15 protein-coding genes are annotated in these 14,629 nt (G+C 74.1%); 8 read left to right on the plus strand and 7 right to left on the minus strand.

Annotated elements, in window-relative coordinates:
• Positions 1-220: 220 nt before the first annotated feature.
• The gene (locus AB0E77_RS03760; RefSeq protein WP_361565004.1) at positions 221-1,756 is read right to left on the minus strand and encodes a leucyl aminopeptidase; all 1,536 of its coding nucleotides are present in this window, start codon (positions 1,754-1,756) and stop codon (positions 221-223) included.
• A 243-nt stretch (positions 1,757-1,999) separates the two neighbouring features.
• Between AB0E77_RS03760 and AB0E77_RS03765 the strand changes: the two genes are divergently transcribed.
• A complete protein-coding gene (locus AB0E77_RS03765; RefSeq protein ID WP_361565007.1) occupies positions 2,000-2,800 on the plus strand; it encodes an endo alpha-1,4 polygalactosaminidase in 801 nt (266 codons plus the stop codon).
• A gap of 53 nt (positions 2,801-2,853) precedes the next feature.
• Here AB0E77_RS03765 and AB0E77_RS03770 read toward each other — a convergent pair whose 3' ends face one another.
• Positions 2,854-3,639: an adenosylcobinamide-GDP ribazoletransferase gene (locus AB0E77_RS03770; RefSeq protein WP_361565015.1), complete on the minus strand. Its 786-nt coding sequence runs from the start codon at positions 3,637-3,639 to the stop codon at positions 2,854-2,856.
• Between the two features lie 60 nt (positions 3,640-3,699).
• Here AB0E77_RS03770 and AB0E77_RS03775 point away from each other — a divergent pair, with 60 nt between their 5' ends.
• Positions 3,700-4,446 (plus strand): hypothetical protein, encoded by a 747-nt coding sequence (locus AB0E77_RS03775; protein ID WP_361565018.1) that lies wholly within the window; start codon positions 3,700-3,702, stop codon positions 4,444-4,446.
• 500 nt (positions 4,447-4,946) lie between these two features.
• Here AB0E77_RS03775 and cobT read toward each other — a convergent pair whose 3' ends face one another.
• A complete protein-coding gene (cobT, locus tag AB0E77_RS03780) occupies positions 4,947-6,005 on the minus strand; it encodes a nicotinate-nucleotide--dimethylbenzimidazole phosphoribosyltransferase (protein WP_361565021.1) in 1,059 nt (352 codons plus the stop codon).
• A gap of 190 nt (positions 6,006-6,195) precedes the next feature.
• On the opposite strand from cobT, the gene AB0E77_RS03785 reads away from it, so the two are divergent.
• The gene (locus AB0E77_RS03785; protein ID WP_361565024.1) at positions 6,196-6,909 is read left to right on the plus strand and encodes a class I SAM-dependent methyltransferase; all 714 of its coding nucleotides are present in this window, start codon (positions 6,196-6,198) and stop codon (positions 6,907-6,909) included.
• Here AB0E77_RS03785 and AB0E77_RS03790 read toward each other — a convergent pair.
• Entirely contained in the window at positions 6,898-8,097 is a 1,200-nt protein-coding gene (locus tag AB0E77_RS03790) for a bifunctional adenosylcobinamide kinase/adenosylcobinamide-phosphate guanylyltransferase (RefSeq protein ID WP_361565027.1), read from the minus strand. The two genes, AB0E77_RS03785 and AB0E77_RS03790, sit on opposite strands and share 12 nt — an antisense overlap.
• A gap of 161 nt (positions 8,098-8,258) precedes the next feature.
• On the opposite strand from AB0E77_RS03790, the gene AB0E77_RS03795 reads away from it, so the two are divergent.
• Positions 8,259-8,471, plus strand: a complete 213-nt coding sequence (locus tag AB0E77_RS03795; RefSeq protein ID WP_361565030.1) for a hypothetical protein — start codon at positions 8,259-8,261, stop codon at positions 8,469-8,471.
• Positions 8,472-8,530: 59 nt separating this feature from the next.
• Here the strand turns inward: AB0E77_RS03795 and AB0E77_RS03800 are convergent, their stop codons facing one another.
• The 3 genes from AB0E77_RS03800 to AB0E77_RS03810 all read right to left on the minus strand — a co-directional run bounded on the left by AB0E77_RS03800 (position 8,531) and on the right by AB0E77_RS03810 (position 11,149).
• Positions 8,531-9,619, minus strand: coding sequence for a trypsin-like peptidase domain-containing protein (locus AB0E77_RS03800; RefSeq protein WP_361565033.1), 1,089 nt, complete (start codon positions 9,617-9,619; stop codon positions 8,531-8,533).
• 70 nt (positions 9,620-9,689) lie between these two features.
• Positions 9,690-10,427: a methyltransferase domain-containing protein gene (locus AB0E77_RS03805; protein WP_361565036.1), complete on the minus strand. Its 738-nt coding sequence runs from the start codon at positions 10,425-10,427 to the stop codon at positions 9,690-9,692.
• 83 nt (positions 10,428-10,510) lie between these two features.
• On the minus strand, positions 10,511-11,149 hold the full coding sequence (locus AB0E77_RS03810; RefSeq protein WP_361565603.1) for a DUF3043 domain-containing protein: 639 nt from the start codon (positions 11,147-11,149) through the stop codon (positions 10,511-10,513).
• Between the two features lie 270 nt (positions 11,150-11,419).
• Between AB0E77_RS03810 and AB0E77_RS03815 the strand changes: the two genes are divergently transcribed.
• The 4 genes from AB0E77_RS03815 to AB0E77_RS03830 all read left to right on the plus strand — a co-directional run bounded on the left by AB0E77_RS03815 (position 11,420) and on the right by AB0E77_RS03830 (position 14,544).
• On the plus strand, positions 11,420-12,205 hold the full coding sequence (locus tag AB0E77_RS03815; protein ID WP_361565039.1) for a PspA/IM30 family protein: 786 nt from the start codon (positions 11,420-11,422) through the stop codon (positions 12,203-12,205).
• A gap of 20 nt (positions 12,206-12,225) precedes the next feature.
• Complete coding sequence (locus AB0E77_RS03820) at positions 12,226-12,510, plus strand: hypothetical protein (protein ID WP_361565042.1); 285 nt, start codon at positions 12,226-12,228, stop codon at positions 12,508-12,510.
• Between the two features lie 130 nt (positions 12,511-12,640).
• Positions 12,641-13,861, plus strand: coding sequence for a sensor histidine kinase (locus AB0E77_RS03825; RefSeq protein WP_361565045.1), 1,221 nt, complete (start codon positions 12,641-12,643; stop codon positions 13,859-13,861).
• Positions 13,858-14,544: a response regulator transcription factor gene (locus AB0E77_RS03830; RefSeq protein WP_361565048.1), complete on the plus strand. Its 687-nt coding sequence runs from the start codon at positions 13,858-13,860 to the stop codon at positions 14,542-14,544. The genes AB0E77_RS03825 and AB0E77_RS03830 overlap by 4 nt, the downstream gene beginning before the upstream one ends.
• The last annotated feature ends 85 nt before the right edge of the window (positions 14,545-14,629 follow it).

Here is a 14,629-nt window from a genome sequence, read left to right on the forward strand (position 1 = left end):
AGTTCCGCGTCACGCCCCCAGGGGCGCAGGGCTGTGTGGATCTGCAGCTCCGCCGCGTGGGCGCGACGGGCAACGGTCCACTTGCCGCCGACGCCGGGGTCACGCCCCCAGGGGGCGCGGCGCCGGGGTCACGCCCCCTGGGGGCGCGGGGAACTGCGCGACGAGCCACGACGGACGCAGCCGCACGATCACCCACGCCCCCCGGGGCTCGCAGGCGCCGTCAGCCCAGATCGCCCGCGGCGGTCAGCTCCGCGACCCGCACCAGCGTCCGCACCGCCGTCCCCGTGCCGCCCTTCGGGGTGTACCCGAACGGCCCGCCCTCGTTGAAGGCCGGACCCGCGATGTCCAGGTGCGCCCAGGTGATGCCCTCGCCGACGAACTCGCGCAGGAACAGGCCGGCCACCAGCCCGCCGCCCATCCGCTCACCCATGTTGGCGATGTCGGCGGTCGCGGAGTCCATGCCCTTGCGCAGGTGCTCCGGCAGCGGCATCGGCCAGGCCGGCTCGCCGACCTCCTCCGCCGCCTCGTGCACCGTGGCGCGGAACGCGTCGTCGTTCGCCATGACCGCGTACGTACGGCTGCCCAGTGCCAGCATCATCGCGCCGGTCAGCGTCGCCACGTCGATGATCGCGTCCGGCTTCTCCAGCGAGGCCGCCCACAGCGCGTCGGCGAGGACGAGACGGCCCTCGGCGTCGGTGTTGAGGACCTCCACCGTCTTGCCGCTGTACATGCGCAGCACGTCACCCGGGCGGGTGGCGGAGCCGGACGGCATGTTCTCGGCCAGCGCCAGCCAGCCGGTGACGTTGACCTCGAGGCCGAGCCGCGCGGCGGCGACGACCGCGGCGAACACGGCGGCCGCGCCGGCCATGTCGCACTTCATCGTCTCGTTGTGCCCCGCCGGCTTCAGCGAGATGCCGCCCGAGTCGTACGTGATGCCCTTGCCGACGAAGGCGAGCGACTTCGTCGCCTTGGACGAGGTGTACGACAGCTTCACCAGCCGCGGGCCGGACGCCGAACCGGCGCCGACGCCGAGGATGCCGCCGTAGCCGCCCTTCGTGAGCGCCTTCTCGTCGAGCACCTGCACCTTGATGCCGTGCTCCTTGGCGGCGGCCTGCGCGATCGCGGCGAACGCCTCGGGATTCAGGTCGTTCGGCGGGGTGTTGACCAGGTCGCGGGCGCGGTTCAGCTCCTCGGCGACGGCCGCGGCACGCTCGATCGCGGCCTTGTACGCCTTGTCGCGGGGCTTGCCGCCCAGCAGCGCGGCCTCCGCGAGCGGAGCCTTGCCGTTCTTCGCCTTCGCGCCCTGGGCCTGACGGCCGTTCTCCTTGTACGCGTCGAAGGAGTACGCGCCGAGCAGCACGCCCTCACCGATGACGCCGGCGTCGGCCGCCTCGGTGACCGGCAACGCGAAGACGGCCTTCTTGGCGCCGGCCAGCGCGCGGGCGGCGGCACCGGCGGCGCGGCGCAGCGCCTCCGCGTCGAAGGCGGCGTCCTTCTCGGGCTCGGCGCCCAGACCGACCGCCACCACGACGGGGGCCTTGAAGCCGGACGGTGCCGGCAGCTTCGTCACCTCGCCCTCCGCACCGGAGGCACCGAGGGTCTCCAGCACGTCGGCGAGCCTGCCGTCGTACGCCTTGTCCACGGCCTCGGCGCCCGGTGCGACGACCGGGCCGCGGGCCCCCTTGGCGACACCGATCACGATCGCGTCGGCCCGCAGGCCGGGCACCGCTGCGGTGGAGAGAGTGAGAGCAGTCACGGTGGTGAAATCTCGCTTCCGTATGAAGTCCTGTATGGCCGAATGCGGGTGGGTCGACCGGGCCCGACAACCGACCCTAGATCCCTCCTGCGGTGTGGTATGCACCCGGGCAGGCGAACACCCGGCACGAGCCTACGCTCGCGGCCCCGCCCGCTCGCTCCCGCGCCCCGCGTTTCCCGCGCGGCCCCGGGCGTACGAGATCATTCCGGGGGTCCCCCGCCCTCACCCCGTGGAGCACACCCCATGAGACGCCCGGCCCTCTTGACGGTCCTGTCGCTGCTCCTTCCCCTGCCGCTCGCGGCGTGCTCGTCCGGGTCCCCCGTCGACGACGGGCGCGGCGACGCCGGCCACTGGCGCCCGCGCCCCGGCACCGCCTGGCAGTGGCAGCTCAGCGGGCGGCTCGACACCGGCGTCGACGTGCCCGTCTACGACATCGACGGCTTCGACCACACCGCGTCCACGGTGGCGTCCCTGCACGACGACGGCCGGAAGGTCATCTGCTACGTCTCCACCGGCGCCTGGGAGGACTTCCGCCCCGACGCGGCCGGCTTCCCCGCGTCGGTGCTGGGCAGGTCCAACGGCTGGGAGGGCGAACGCTGGCTGGACATCCGGGCGACGGACGTCCTGGAGCCGCTGATGGCCGCGCGCCTCGACATGTGCCGTGACAAGGGCTTCGACGCCGTGGAGCCCGACAACATGGACGGCTACCGGAACGACACCGGCTTCCCGCTCACCGCCGGCGACCAGCTCCGCTACAACCGGCTGATCGCGAGGCTCGCCCACGACCGGGGGATGGCCGTCGGTCTGAAGAACGACCTCGACCAGATCCCGGAGCTGGTCGACGACTTCGACTTCGCGGTCAACGAGCAGTGCGCGCAGTACGGCGAGTGCGCCGACAACCAGCCGTTCCTCGAGGCGGACAAGGCGGTCTTCCACGTCGAGTACGAGCTGCCGACCGGACGGTTCTGTGCCGAGTCCCGGCGGCTGGGGCTGAGTTCGATGCGGAAGGAGTACGACCTGGGGGCGTGGCGGGAGGCCTGCTGAGTGCGGGGTGCGGAGTATCAGGGGCGGGGTGAGGAGTGGTGGGGTGCGGGGTGTCAGGGGCTCAGTGACAGGACCACCAGCGCGGTCGTCGCCGCCGTCTCCGCGACGCCGCCGAAGACGTCACCGGTGACCCCGCCGAAGCGGCGGACGCAGTGCCGCAGGAGCAGTTCTGCGCCGGCGCCGGCGCACAGGAGGGCGAGCGCCGTGCGGAGCGCGTCGGCCGCGCCCAGGGACGCGCCCGCCACAGCGCCGGCCGCCGTGACGGCGACGGCGACGGCTATCGCTCCGCGTATCGGGACCACCCCGGCGACGGCGGCGCCGAGCCCCTCCGGGCGCGCGGCGGGCACCCCCGACCGGGCGGCCAGGGTGAGCGCCAGCCGGGCGGCGGTCGCCGAGACCACGGCGGCGAGCGCGCCCCGCGCCCACGAGGCGTCGTACGCCTGGGTCAGCGCGGCGACCTGGCTCAGCAGCACGAGGACGAGGGTGATCACGCCGAACGGGCCGATGTCCGACTGCTTCATGATGCGCAGCGCGTCCTCGGCGGGCTTCCCGCTGCCCAGGCCGTCCGCGGTGTCGGCCAGCCCGTCCAGGTGCAGGCCCCGGGTGAGGACGGCGGGCACGGCGGCGGTGGCGATCGCGGCGAGCAGGGGGCCGGCGCCGAGGAACAGCAGCGCGAGCCCCGTGGCGGCGGCAGCGGCGCCCACGACCAGCCCGGCCAGTGGGGCGCACAGCATGCCGCCGCGGGCCGCCTCCCGGTCCCAGCGGGTCACGCGGACCGGGAGCACGGTGAGGGTGCCGAACGCGAACCGGAGGCCGTGGGGGGAGGGGGTCCTGAGCACCGGCGCAGACTACCCGGCGGTCGGCGGGGTGCTGTCGGGGCCCGGGGATAAAGTTCGCATATGGGAGATTGGTGGCAGCGGAACATCGTGGAACCGGGCAAGTTGCCGCTGCTCCTCGCGCTCGGTGCGTTCGTGCTGACCTTTGTGATCACGCGGATCGTCACCCGGCTGATCCGGGCGGGCAAGGGGCCCTTCGGGAACGTGAAGGCGGGCGGGGTGCACATCCACCACGTGGTCCCCGGGGTGGTCCTCACCGTCGTCGGGGGCTTCGGCGCGGTCGCCGGCGGACGTCACGGGTTCGGCTCCGCGCTCGCGGCGGTGTTCTTCGGCATCGGGGCGGGGCTCGTCCTGGACGAGTTCGCGCTGATCCTGCACCTCGACGACGTCTACTGGACCGAGGACGGCCGCAAGAGCGTGGAGGTCGTGGTGATCACCGCGGCTCTGGTGGGGCTCGTGCTGGCCGGCTTCACGCCCTTCGGCGTGGACGACGTCTCCGAGGACGAGCTGCAGGACCGTGCGAACGTCATCGCGACCGTCGGGGGCAACTTCCTCTTCTCCCTCCTCGCACTGGCCAAGGGCAAGGCGCGCCTCGCGATCTTCGGGGTGATCGTGCCGGTCATCGCCCTGATCGGCGCGGTCCGTCTGGCCCGGCCGGGGTCCTTCTGGGCCCGCCGCTTCTACGGCCGCCGGCCGCGCGCCCGGGCGAAGTCGCGGCTGCGCGCCTACCACCACGACCGCCGCTGGTCCGGCCGGAGCCGCGCCCTCCAGGACTGGATCGGCGGCCGCCCGGACCCACCGCGGCTGTGACGCGGATGCCTCCGGCGGTGGTGGTGCGGGTGCGATGCCTGCGGCGGCCTGTGGCTGCTGGGTGGGGGTGCGCGTAGCGCGTTGCGTTGTGTGTGGGTCGGGCCGCGCCGGGGGTGTCCGTCCTCGGCACGGCGCGAAATCGGTCACTTCCAACAGACGGGGCGTTGACGCGCCAACCGCTGCGGGCGGACACCCCCCGACACGGCCTCTTCTCGCCGTACGCGGCTATCCGTAGTCTCCCGCCCCTCCAGCTGCGGGCAGTCGTCCGCCCGGCCGTCGTAGCTGCGGGCAGGCGTGCCTCCCCCAGTGCCTGAACGGCCTGGGAGGTGCCCCCCAGGGCGGCACGGGTGGGCGCTGGGGGTCCCCCCTCTGGGGGAGGCACCCCGTAGCGCCGGGCCGCGTCACCCCACCCGCCCCGCACCCGCGCCGGGCACCCCGGCAATACCGGGCCACGCGCACCCACCCCCGGCCCACCCCGCAGCCGGACCACGCGCCCTCGTTCACTCACCCCCGTCGGAGACCTCCGGCAGCTCCGCCGCCAGTGCCGCCGCGGCCTGGACCAGGGGCAGTGCCAGCAGACCTCCCGCCCCCTCACCCACCCGGACACCCTGCGCCAGCAGCGGCTCCAGGGCCATCCGGTCCAGCGCCTTCGCCTGCCCCGGCTCCCCGCTGTCGTGCGCCGCCAGCCACCAGTCCGGCGCCCGGAACGCCACCCGCTGGCCCACCAGCGCGCACGCCGCGCTCACCACGCCGTCCAGGATCACCGGCATCTTCCGCACCGCACTCTGCAGCAGGAAGCCCGTCATCGCCGTGAGGTCGGCCCCGCCCACCGTCGCCAGCAGCTGCAACTGGTCGCCGAGCACCGGCCGCGCCCGCCGCAGCGCGTCCCGGATCGCCGCGCACTTGCGCATCCACGCCAGGTCGTCGATGGCCAGCCCGCCCCGGCCGGTGACGACCGACGCGTCCGTCCCGCACAGCGCCGCGACCAGCACGCCCGCCGCCGTCGTGCCGCCCACGCTGACATCGCCGAGCACCACCAGATCCGTACCGGAGTCGGCCTCCTCGTCGGCCACCGCGACCCCGGCCCGGAAGGCGGCCTCCGCCTCCTCGAGGGTCAGCGCGTCCTCGATGTCGATGCGCCCGCCGCCGCGCCGCACCCGGTGCTTCACGACCTCGGCCGGCAGCGTCTCCGGATCGCAGTCCAGAGCCATGTCGACCACCCGCAGCGGCACCCCGAGGCGCCGCGCCAGCACCGAGACCGGCCGGCCGCCCTCCAGCACCTCGCGCACCAGGTCCGCCGCACCGCCCGCGGGCCGCGCCGACACGTCCAGCTCGGCGACCTTGTGGTCTCCGGCGAAGAGCACCACCCGGGGCCGTTCGACCGGCCGTACCGGTACGGCGGACTGCGCCGCGGCCAGCCACTCACCCAGGTCGTCCAGCCGGCCCAGCGACCCGGGCGGCACGACCTGACGCTCCCGGCGCGCCTCGGCGTCGCGGCGCACCCCGCCGTCGGGGCGCTCGATCAGATCGGTGAAGTCGTCGAGATTCAGCGAGCTCATTCGCCGAACAGTACCGGCCCCGGTCGAACACCGAAGAGGTCCCGTCCGCACCGCGCCGGACCGGCGTCGTTGCCCTCCGGATCGTCCTCCTCTACGTAACGTTTTGCGCGGATTGTGTACGTCGTCCTCTATGTGTCGGGAGCCGCCCGTGTCGCCCTCCGCCCCCTCGGTGCCCTCTCCCGTGCCCCCGGTGCCTCCCGTCCCCCTCTACGGGCCGCACCGTGCCGACTGCCCCTGGTGCGGCTCACGGCGGCTGCGCTCCCGGTCCGGCCGCCAGGAGCCGCGGCAGGGTGCGCCGGCCCGTTCCGTCCTCGACCGGTGCCGGGACTGCCGGCACACCTTCCCCAACCCGCTGCTCGCGCCCCGGCCCGAACACCCCGCCGTCCGGGCCGGCGTCCGGCTGAGACACGTCCTGGCCGTCCGCACGATGCTCCGTCACTGCCCCGAGCCCGAGAGCTGGCTCGACGTGGGCACCGGCGACGCCGACTTCCCCCGGACGGCGCGGCGCTACTTCCCCTACACCTCGTTCGACGGCGTGGACCCCACGCACCGCGTGCTGCGTGCCCGCGCCGCCGACCGCGTCGAGGAGGCGTACGTCGGCCGGCTGACGGACCGGTACATCGCCGCGCGGCTCCGCGCCCGGTACGACGTCGTCAGCCTCTTCCACCATCTGGAGCGCGTCCCCGACCCCCGCGCCGAACTCCGCGCCGCCCTGCACGTCCTGCGCCCCGGCGGCCATCTCCTGCTGGACCTCGCCGACCCGCGCCGCCTGTTCGCCCTGCCGCCGGGCACCTCGCACCCGATGGGGCTGCGGGCCGAGCTGGAGGTCCGCGGCTGCACGGTCCTCACCGGTGAGCGGACCCCCCGGCTGGTCGCCCGCAAGGAGCCGCCGTCAGCCCCGTAGCACCAGCGCCTGGCCCGCCACCACCAGCAGGACCTGCTCGCACTCGTCGGCGAACGCCGCGTTCAGGCGGCCGAGTTCGTCCCGGTAGCGGCGGCCCGACGCGGTGGCCGGGACGATTCCCGAGCCCACCTCGTTCGACACCGCGACCACCGTGCGCCGGGTGGCGCGCACCGCCTCCGTCAGCTCGCGCACCCGGTCCCGCAGGGCGCGTTCGCCGCCGTCCGCCCACTCCGCGTCGTCCCACGCGCCGACCGCGTCCATCGCGTCCGTCAGCCACAGCGACAGGCAGTCGACGAGGAGGGGCGGGCCGTCGTCCTTCAGGAGTGGGACCAGGTCGCAGGTCTCGGCGGTCCGCCACGAGCCGGGGCGCCGCTCGCGGTGCGCGCAGACCCGGGCCGCCCACTCGGTGTCGCCGTTGCGGGAGCCGCCGGTGGCCACGTACAGCACGTCCGGGAAGGACTCCAGCCGGCGCTCGGCCTCCACCGACTTCCCCGACCGGGCCCCGCCCAGGACGAGGGTGCGCCGCGGCACGTCGGGCACGTCCTCGTACACGCCCGTCGTCAGGGTCGTCCCGTCCGGCACCGCCCGTGCGCCCGCCGCCGCGAGCCGGCGCTTCAGCTCGCGGCCCGGCGGCACGTCGTGGCCGAGGTGGACGGCGACGACGTCCGTGGTGGGCCGTGCGGCGCCCACCGCGCGCAGCTTCGCCAGGGCGTCCGGGCGGCCCACGACGTCCGCGAGGACCAGGTCGTAGGGCTCGGCGGGCTCCTCCAGGCCGGCCGGCGCCCCGCCCGGCGGCAGATACAGCAGCCGCTGCCCGTCCGGCCCCGTCACGGCGTACCCGGTGCCGGGCGCGTCCATCGCCACCGCCCGCACCCGGTGCCCCGTCAGCAGCGCCAGCTCCCGCCCGTCCGGCACCCGCCCCGGCTGCGGCAGCCCCGCCGGCACCTCCACGGCGGGGCCGTCGTGCGGGTGCGACAGCAGCACCTGCCGTACGCCGGCCAGGGAGTGCCCGGCGCGAGCGGCGGCGAACGCGGCGCCGGGCGTCAGGTCGAGGAGCAGCGTCCCGTCCACCAGCAGCGCGGTCGCCGCGCGCGCGTTCTCGCCCTGTGCGGCGGCGCAGGCCGCGCAGGGACAGTCGGGGCGGGGGAGTCCCGCGGGGGCACCGGTGCCGAGCAGAGTCACGTCCACGCCCCGATTTTCGCCGGTCGCCCCACGACATGCGCGCCCGAGGCCCCCGGAGTCGTGCCCCGGCCTTCTACGACACGCCCGGCTCAGCGCATAGGCTGCGACCGGGAGCCGGACCAAGATCCGGCTTCCGCTCTGCATGTGCTCACATCTTGGAGGCGTACATGGCGGCATGGACGTGGCGGTTCGAGACGGCCGGCGGGACGGAGGTCCAGCCCGCGGTGCAGCCCGAGGAGTTCACCACGCAAGGGGACGCCGAGTCCTGGATCGGGGAGCACTGGAAGGACCTCCAGGAGGGCGGCGCCGACCAGGTGCGGCTGTTCGAGGACTCCACGGAGATCTACGGGCCGATGAGCCTGCACGCCGAAGGGGCCTGAGCGAGGGCCCGCCGGCGACGGGGAGGGGACGGCCGCGAACGGGGCCGTCCCCTTCCGTGTCACTGCTCGCCCAGCGTCACCTCGGCGGTGTGCTCGTCGCCGCCTCGGGTGTACGTGACCTTGGTGCGGTCGCCCGGCCGCATCGACGCCAGGGCCTCGGAGAGCGAGGTGATCGTGGTGATGTCCGCATCGCCCAGCCCGGTGATGACGTCCCCCGCCCGCAGGCCCGCCCCGTCCGCGGCACCGCCCTGCTCGACGCTGACGATCGCCACGCCGGCGGGCCGGTAGGCGTCGTCGACGACCGTGCGGGCGGTGATGTCGAGTGCCGCCCGTCCCGATTCGGTGACCCGGCCGTTCTTGACGATCTGGCCGGCGATCGTCGTCACCGTGGACGAGGGGATCGCGAACCCGATGCCGGGCGCCGCGCTGTCGCCGAGGGCGGGGTCGGTCGCGGCGAGCGTCGGGATGCCGATGACCCGGCCGTCGAGGTTCACCAGCGCACCGCCGCTGTTGCCGGGGTTGATGGCCGCCGAGGTCTGCACCATGTCGGCGAGGGTCGCCCCCGTACCGCCGCCGCCGCGGCCCTCGGTGACGGTCCGTCCGGTCGCCGAGACGATGCCCTGCGTCACGCTGGACGACAGCCCGAGCGGCGAGCCCATCGCCAGCACGATCTGTCCGACGTCGACCTTCGACGAGTCCTCGAACCGGGCCGCCCGCACCCCGTCGGGCACCGTGTCCAGCTTGACGACCGCGAGGTCCTGCTCGGGGTAGGAGGAGACGAGCCGGGCGGACAGCGGGTCCTCGCTGTGGGCGGTGGTCACCCGGAAGGACGTCTGGTCCCCGACCACATGGGCGTTGGTGACGACATGGCCCTGGTCGTCGTACACGACTCCCGAGCCCAGGTCGTCCCCGGACCGGATCTGGACGACCGAGGGCAGGACGTCCTTGATCACCTGCTGGTAGTCGGCCTGAAGGTCGTTGGCCGCGGCCGGTGCGGCGGCCCGGGCCGTCGTGGCGGTCTCCCGCCCGCCGTCCGTGTCGGAGCCCGGTCCGGCCGCGGAGCAACCGGTGGCGAGCAGCAGGGAGCCTGCCAGTGCGGCGACGGGGATGCGGAACCGGGACACGGCACGGGTGCGGGAGACGTCCATGCCCCGAGTCTCACGGCGGCCCGGACGTCCTGCTTGCGCAGAGCACCCGAACGGGCGCCCCGCCGGGGTCCTATCCCCGCACCCCGCACAGGTGCAGCAGCGCCGCGACTCCGCGGTACGGGTCCGTCCGGCCGGCGCGCTCCTCCACGGCCAGCAGCGTCTCGACGTCGTCCGGGGCGGCGGCGCCGTCGGCTGCCGTGTCCGTGAAGACCCGGACGCCGTACCAGGTGTGCAGCGGGGCGCCGATGCCCGCGAGCTTGGCCGTCAGCGTCGCCAGCCGGTCGGCGCGGACGTCGAGGCCGAGGCGGGCGGGGGTCCCCCCGTCCGAGTCGGTTCTAGAACGGGGGAGGTGGGCGGCCGTGTCGTAGGCGGCGAGCGCCCCGGCCCAGTCGCCGCTCAGGCCCGGGCGCATGGCGAGCGCGTCCCCGTTGCGCACGAGCAGCGACAGCAGGCCGCCCGGGGCGAGCATGCGGGCCAGCCCGGCCAGCAGCGGGTCGGGCTCCTCGACGTACATCAGCACGCCGTGACAGAGCACCACGTCGAAGCTGCCCGGCAGGAAGTGCACGCCGGTGTCCCGGCCGTCGCCCTCGACGATCCGCATCCGCTCCCGGATGCCCTCCGGCTGGCCCGCCAGGGCCTCACGCGCCGCGGCGATCATCGTGGCGTCGCGCTCCACACCGGTCACCTGGTGCCCGGCCCGCGCCAGCCGCAGCGCCTGGGTGCCCCGGCCCATGCCGACGTCGAGCACCCGCAGCCGCTTGCCCACCGGGAAGCGGCCGGCTATCTGCTCGTCGAGCTGCCGGGCCACCAGCTCCTGCCGTACGAAGTCCCGCAGACCGCCCGGCTCGTCCAGCCAGGCGTCGGTGGCGCCCCCGGCGAACGGCGTGGCGCTCAGGGCCGCTCCCCGCGCTTGACCTGCGGCTTGGGCAGCCGCATCCGGCGCATCTGCAGCGAACGCATCAGCCCGTAGGCGACCGCACCGCGCCGGCGCTCGTCGGGGAAGCGCTCGGCGAGGCGCTTCTTCAGCCGGAAGCCGGTGACGAGCGAGTCGAGCACGATCAGCACGATCACGACCAGCCACAGCAGCAGCGCGATGTTCTGCAGCGACGCCACCCGGATCATGCTCAGCACGAGGATGATCACGGCCATGGGCAGGAAGTACTCGGCGATGTTGAACCGCGAGTCGATGAAGTCGCGCGCGAACCTGCGGACCGGGCCCTTGTCGCGGGCCGGCAGATACCGCTCGTCGCCGCTGGCCAGCGCCTGGCGCTGCCGCTCCATCGCGGACCGGCGCTCCTCGCGCTGACGCCTCGCGGCCTCCTTGCGCGTCATCTGGGTGTTGGCGACGCTGCGGCGCTGGGACTGGGCCGCACTGCGCTTGGGCGTGGGCCTGCCCTTCGGGGCCTGCGGGTCGCGGGGCTGCTTGGAGTCGGTCACCGGCGCCTTGACGGCGCTCGGGGCCTTCTCTTCCTTGGCACGGCTACGGAACACAAAACCCAAGGGTACGGGGTGGGGGAGTGTGGGCCCCAGCCCGGTGGGGAACGATCCGGCAACGCCGGACGTCCGTAAGGGGACAGAGGGGACGTTGCGTACGGCCCCGGTCCGGGGCTCCGGGACGTCTCCCCGGGGAGCGCCTACTCCCTGGGCCGGAGCGGAAGCGCACGCAGTCGTCCTTGGGGATGAGCGCATCCGTCCCCGAACAGTGCGGTAATGGATGCAGGGCCCGTACTGTGGGTTCTGTTGCAGTCGCTGGAGCTGGAGTCGGTCAGAAGGGGGCGCGCGAAGCCCATGAGCGGTGTCATGAAGCGTATGGGGATGATCTTCCGCGCGAAGGCCAACAAGGCCCTTGACCGGGCCGAGGACCCGCGCGAGACCCTCGATTACTCGTACCAGAAACAGCTTGAGCTGCTGCAGAAGGTGCGCCGCGGCGTCGCCGACGTGGCGACCAGCCGCAAGCGCCTGGAGCTCCAGCTCAACCAGCTCCAGTCCCAGTCGTCCAAGCTGGAGGACCAGGGCCGCAAGGCGCTGGCGCTGGGCCGGGAGGACCTGGCCCGCGAGGCGCTCTCCCGCCGCGCCGCCCTCCAGCAGCAGGTGACCGACCTGGAGACCCAGCACTCCACCCTCCAGGGCGAGGAGGAGAAGCTCACCCTCGCGGCCCAGCGCCTCCAGGCCAAGGTGGACGCCTTCCGTACCAAGAAGGAGACCATCAAGGCCACCTACACGGCCGCACAGGCGCAGACCCGCATCGGGGAGGCGTTCTCCGGCATCTCCGAGGAGATGGGCGACGTGGGCCTCGCGATCCAGCGGGCCGAGGACAAGACCGCCCAGCTCCAGGCGCGGGCCGGCGCCATCGACGAGCTGCTCGCCTCCGGCGCCCTGGACGACCAGTCCGGCATGCACAAGGACGACATCCAGGCCGAGCTGGACCGGCTCTCCGGTGGTACGGATGTAGAGCTGGAGCTGCAGCGCATGAAGGCCGAGCTGGCCGGAGGCGGCACCTCCGACCGGCAGGCGCTCGAGGGCGGCCAGGGCCAGTCGCAGCCCCGGCAGCAGCCGCAGGACACCCCGCGTTTCGACAAGCAGTAGCCCACGCCTAGGAGGGCGACATGATCGTGAGGATCATGGGGGAGGGACAGGTGAGGCTGGCCGACGGCCGCCTCGCCGAGCTGAACAAGCTGGACGACGAACTCCTCGCCGAGATGGAGAACGGCGACGGCCCCGGTTTCCGTGCGACTCTCCAGGCCCTGCTGGCCAAGGTCCACGAACTGGGCGAACCGCTGCCGGACGACTCCCTGGAGCCGTCGGACCTGATCCTCCCCTCCCCGGACGCCACCCTGGAGGAGGTCCGCGAACTGCTGAGCGACAACGGCCTCATCCCGGACGCGCCCTGAGAACACCGGCCACTGCCACGCCGGTCACCGTCCAGGCCGAAGCGGGGGTCCGGGGGCGCAGCCCCCGGGTCGTCCACCGGAACGCCGGGCACCCCCCGAAGAAACCCCCACCCCGCTACCGTAGACACGCGTGAGCACTTTCGCGCGGGCCCGCTGCCGCCTCAGCGCGCACCCCCTGGCCCTGGACGCCGCCCTCGCCGCGGCCGTCCTCGTGTGCATGGTCGCCGGCTCCTTCGCCGACCCCCACGGTCCCGACGGCGTCACCTGGGGCGTCCGCACCCCCGACCCGTTCAGCCTGCTGCTGATGGTGCTCGGCGCCGCCGCGCTCGTCCTGCGGCGCCGCGCCCCGCTGGCGGTGCTCGCCTTCACCGGCTGCCTCTCGATCGTCGAGTGCGTCACCGGCGACCCCCGCGCCCCGGTCGTGATGTCCGCCGTGGTGGCGCTCTACACCGTCGCCGCCACCACCGACCGCTCCACCACCTGGCGGGTCGGCCTGCTCACCATGACCGTGCTGACCGGCGTCGCCATGCTGGCCGGCCCCCTGCCCTGGTACGCGCAGGACAACCTCGCCGTCTTCGCCTGGACCGGCATCGGCGCCACCGCCGGGGACGCCGTCCGCAGCCGCCGCGCCTTCGTCCAGGCCATCCGGGAACGCGCCGAGAAGGCCGAGCGGACCCGGGAGGAGGAAGCCCGCCGCCGCGTCGCCGAGGAGCGGCTGCGCATCGCCCGCGACCTGCACGACGTCGTCGCCCACCACATCGCCCTGGTCAACGTCCAGGCCGGTGTCGCCGCCCACGTCATGGACAAGCGGCCCGACCAGGCCAAGGAGGCACTCGCCCACGTAAGGGAGGCCAGCCGGTCCGCGCTGAACGAGCTGCGCGCCACCGTCGGTCTGCTCCGCCAGTCCGACGACCCCAAGGCCCCCACCGAACCGGCCCCCGGCCTGGACCGGCTCGACGAACTGGTCGCCACCTTCCACCACGCCGGCCTGCACGTCGAGGTGGCCCGCGCCGACCAGGGCACCACCCTGCCCACCGCCGTCGACCTCGCCGCCTACCGGATCATCCAGGAGGCCCTGACCAACGTGCAGAAGCACGCGGGGCCGCGGGCGAAGGCCGAGGTCAGCATCGTCAGGGTGGGGCCCCACATCGAGGTCACCGTCCTCGACGACGGTGCCGGCGAGACGGACGCCCCCGCCGACGGCGGCGGACACGGGCTGCTCGGCATGCGTGAGCGCGTCACCGCCGTGCGCGGCACCCTCACCACCGGTCCCCGCTACGGGGGCGGCTTCCGGGTCCATGCGATCCTTCCCGTCAGAAGCCGTGACGACGCCGCGAAGGATGCCGTATGACGATCCGTGTCCTGCTCGCCGACGACCAGGCACTGCTGCGCAGCGCCTTCAGGGTGCTCGTCGACTCCGAGCCCGACATGGAGGTGGTGGGGGAGGCGTCCGACGGCGCCGAGGCGGCCCGGCTGGCCGCCGAGCACCGGCCGGACGTGGTGCTGATGGACATCCGGATGCCCGGCACGGACGGCCTCGCCGCCACCCGCACGATCAGCGCCGACCCCGCCCTCGCCCAGGTCCGCGTGGTCATACTGACCACCTTCGAGGTCGACGACTACGTGGTGCAGTCGCTGCGCGCGGGCGCCTCCGGCTTCCTCGGCAAGGGCTCGGAGCCGGAGGAGCTGCTCAGCGCGATCCGTGTCGCGGCCGGCGGCGAGGCGCTGCTGTCCCCGGCCGCCACCAAGGGGCTCATCGCCCGGTTCCTCGCCCAGGAGGACGGCGCGGACGACGCCGGCCGCGACCCGGCCCGGGCCGAGAAGCTGGCCTCGCTGACCGTGCGGGAGCGCGAGGTGCTGGTGCAGGTGGCCGGCGGGCACTCCAACGACGAGATCGCCGAGCGGCTGGAGGTCAGCCCGCTCACGGTGAAGACACACGTCAACCGGGCGATGGCCAAGCTGGGCGCCCGCGACCGGGCCCAGCTGGTGGTCATCGCGTACGAGTCCGGGCTGGTACGTCCGAGGGTGGAGTGAGGTCCACCCCGCCGTACTGCGCCGGGAGTATGCGCGGGATAAGGAAATGGACCTGGGGCCTAGGGAACGGGGGGCTTCCATGGCT

The sequence above is a fragment of the Streptomyces sp. NPDC032940 genome (genome assembly GCF_040636935.1).
GTDB lineage: Bacteria > Actinomycetota > Actinomycetes > Streptomycetales > Streptomycetaceae > Streptomyces.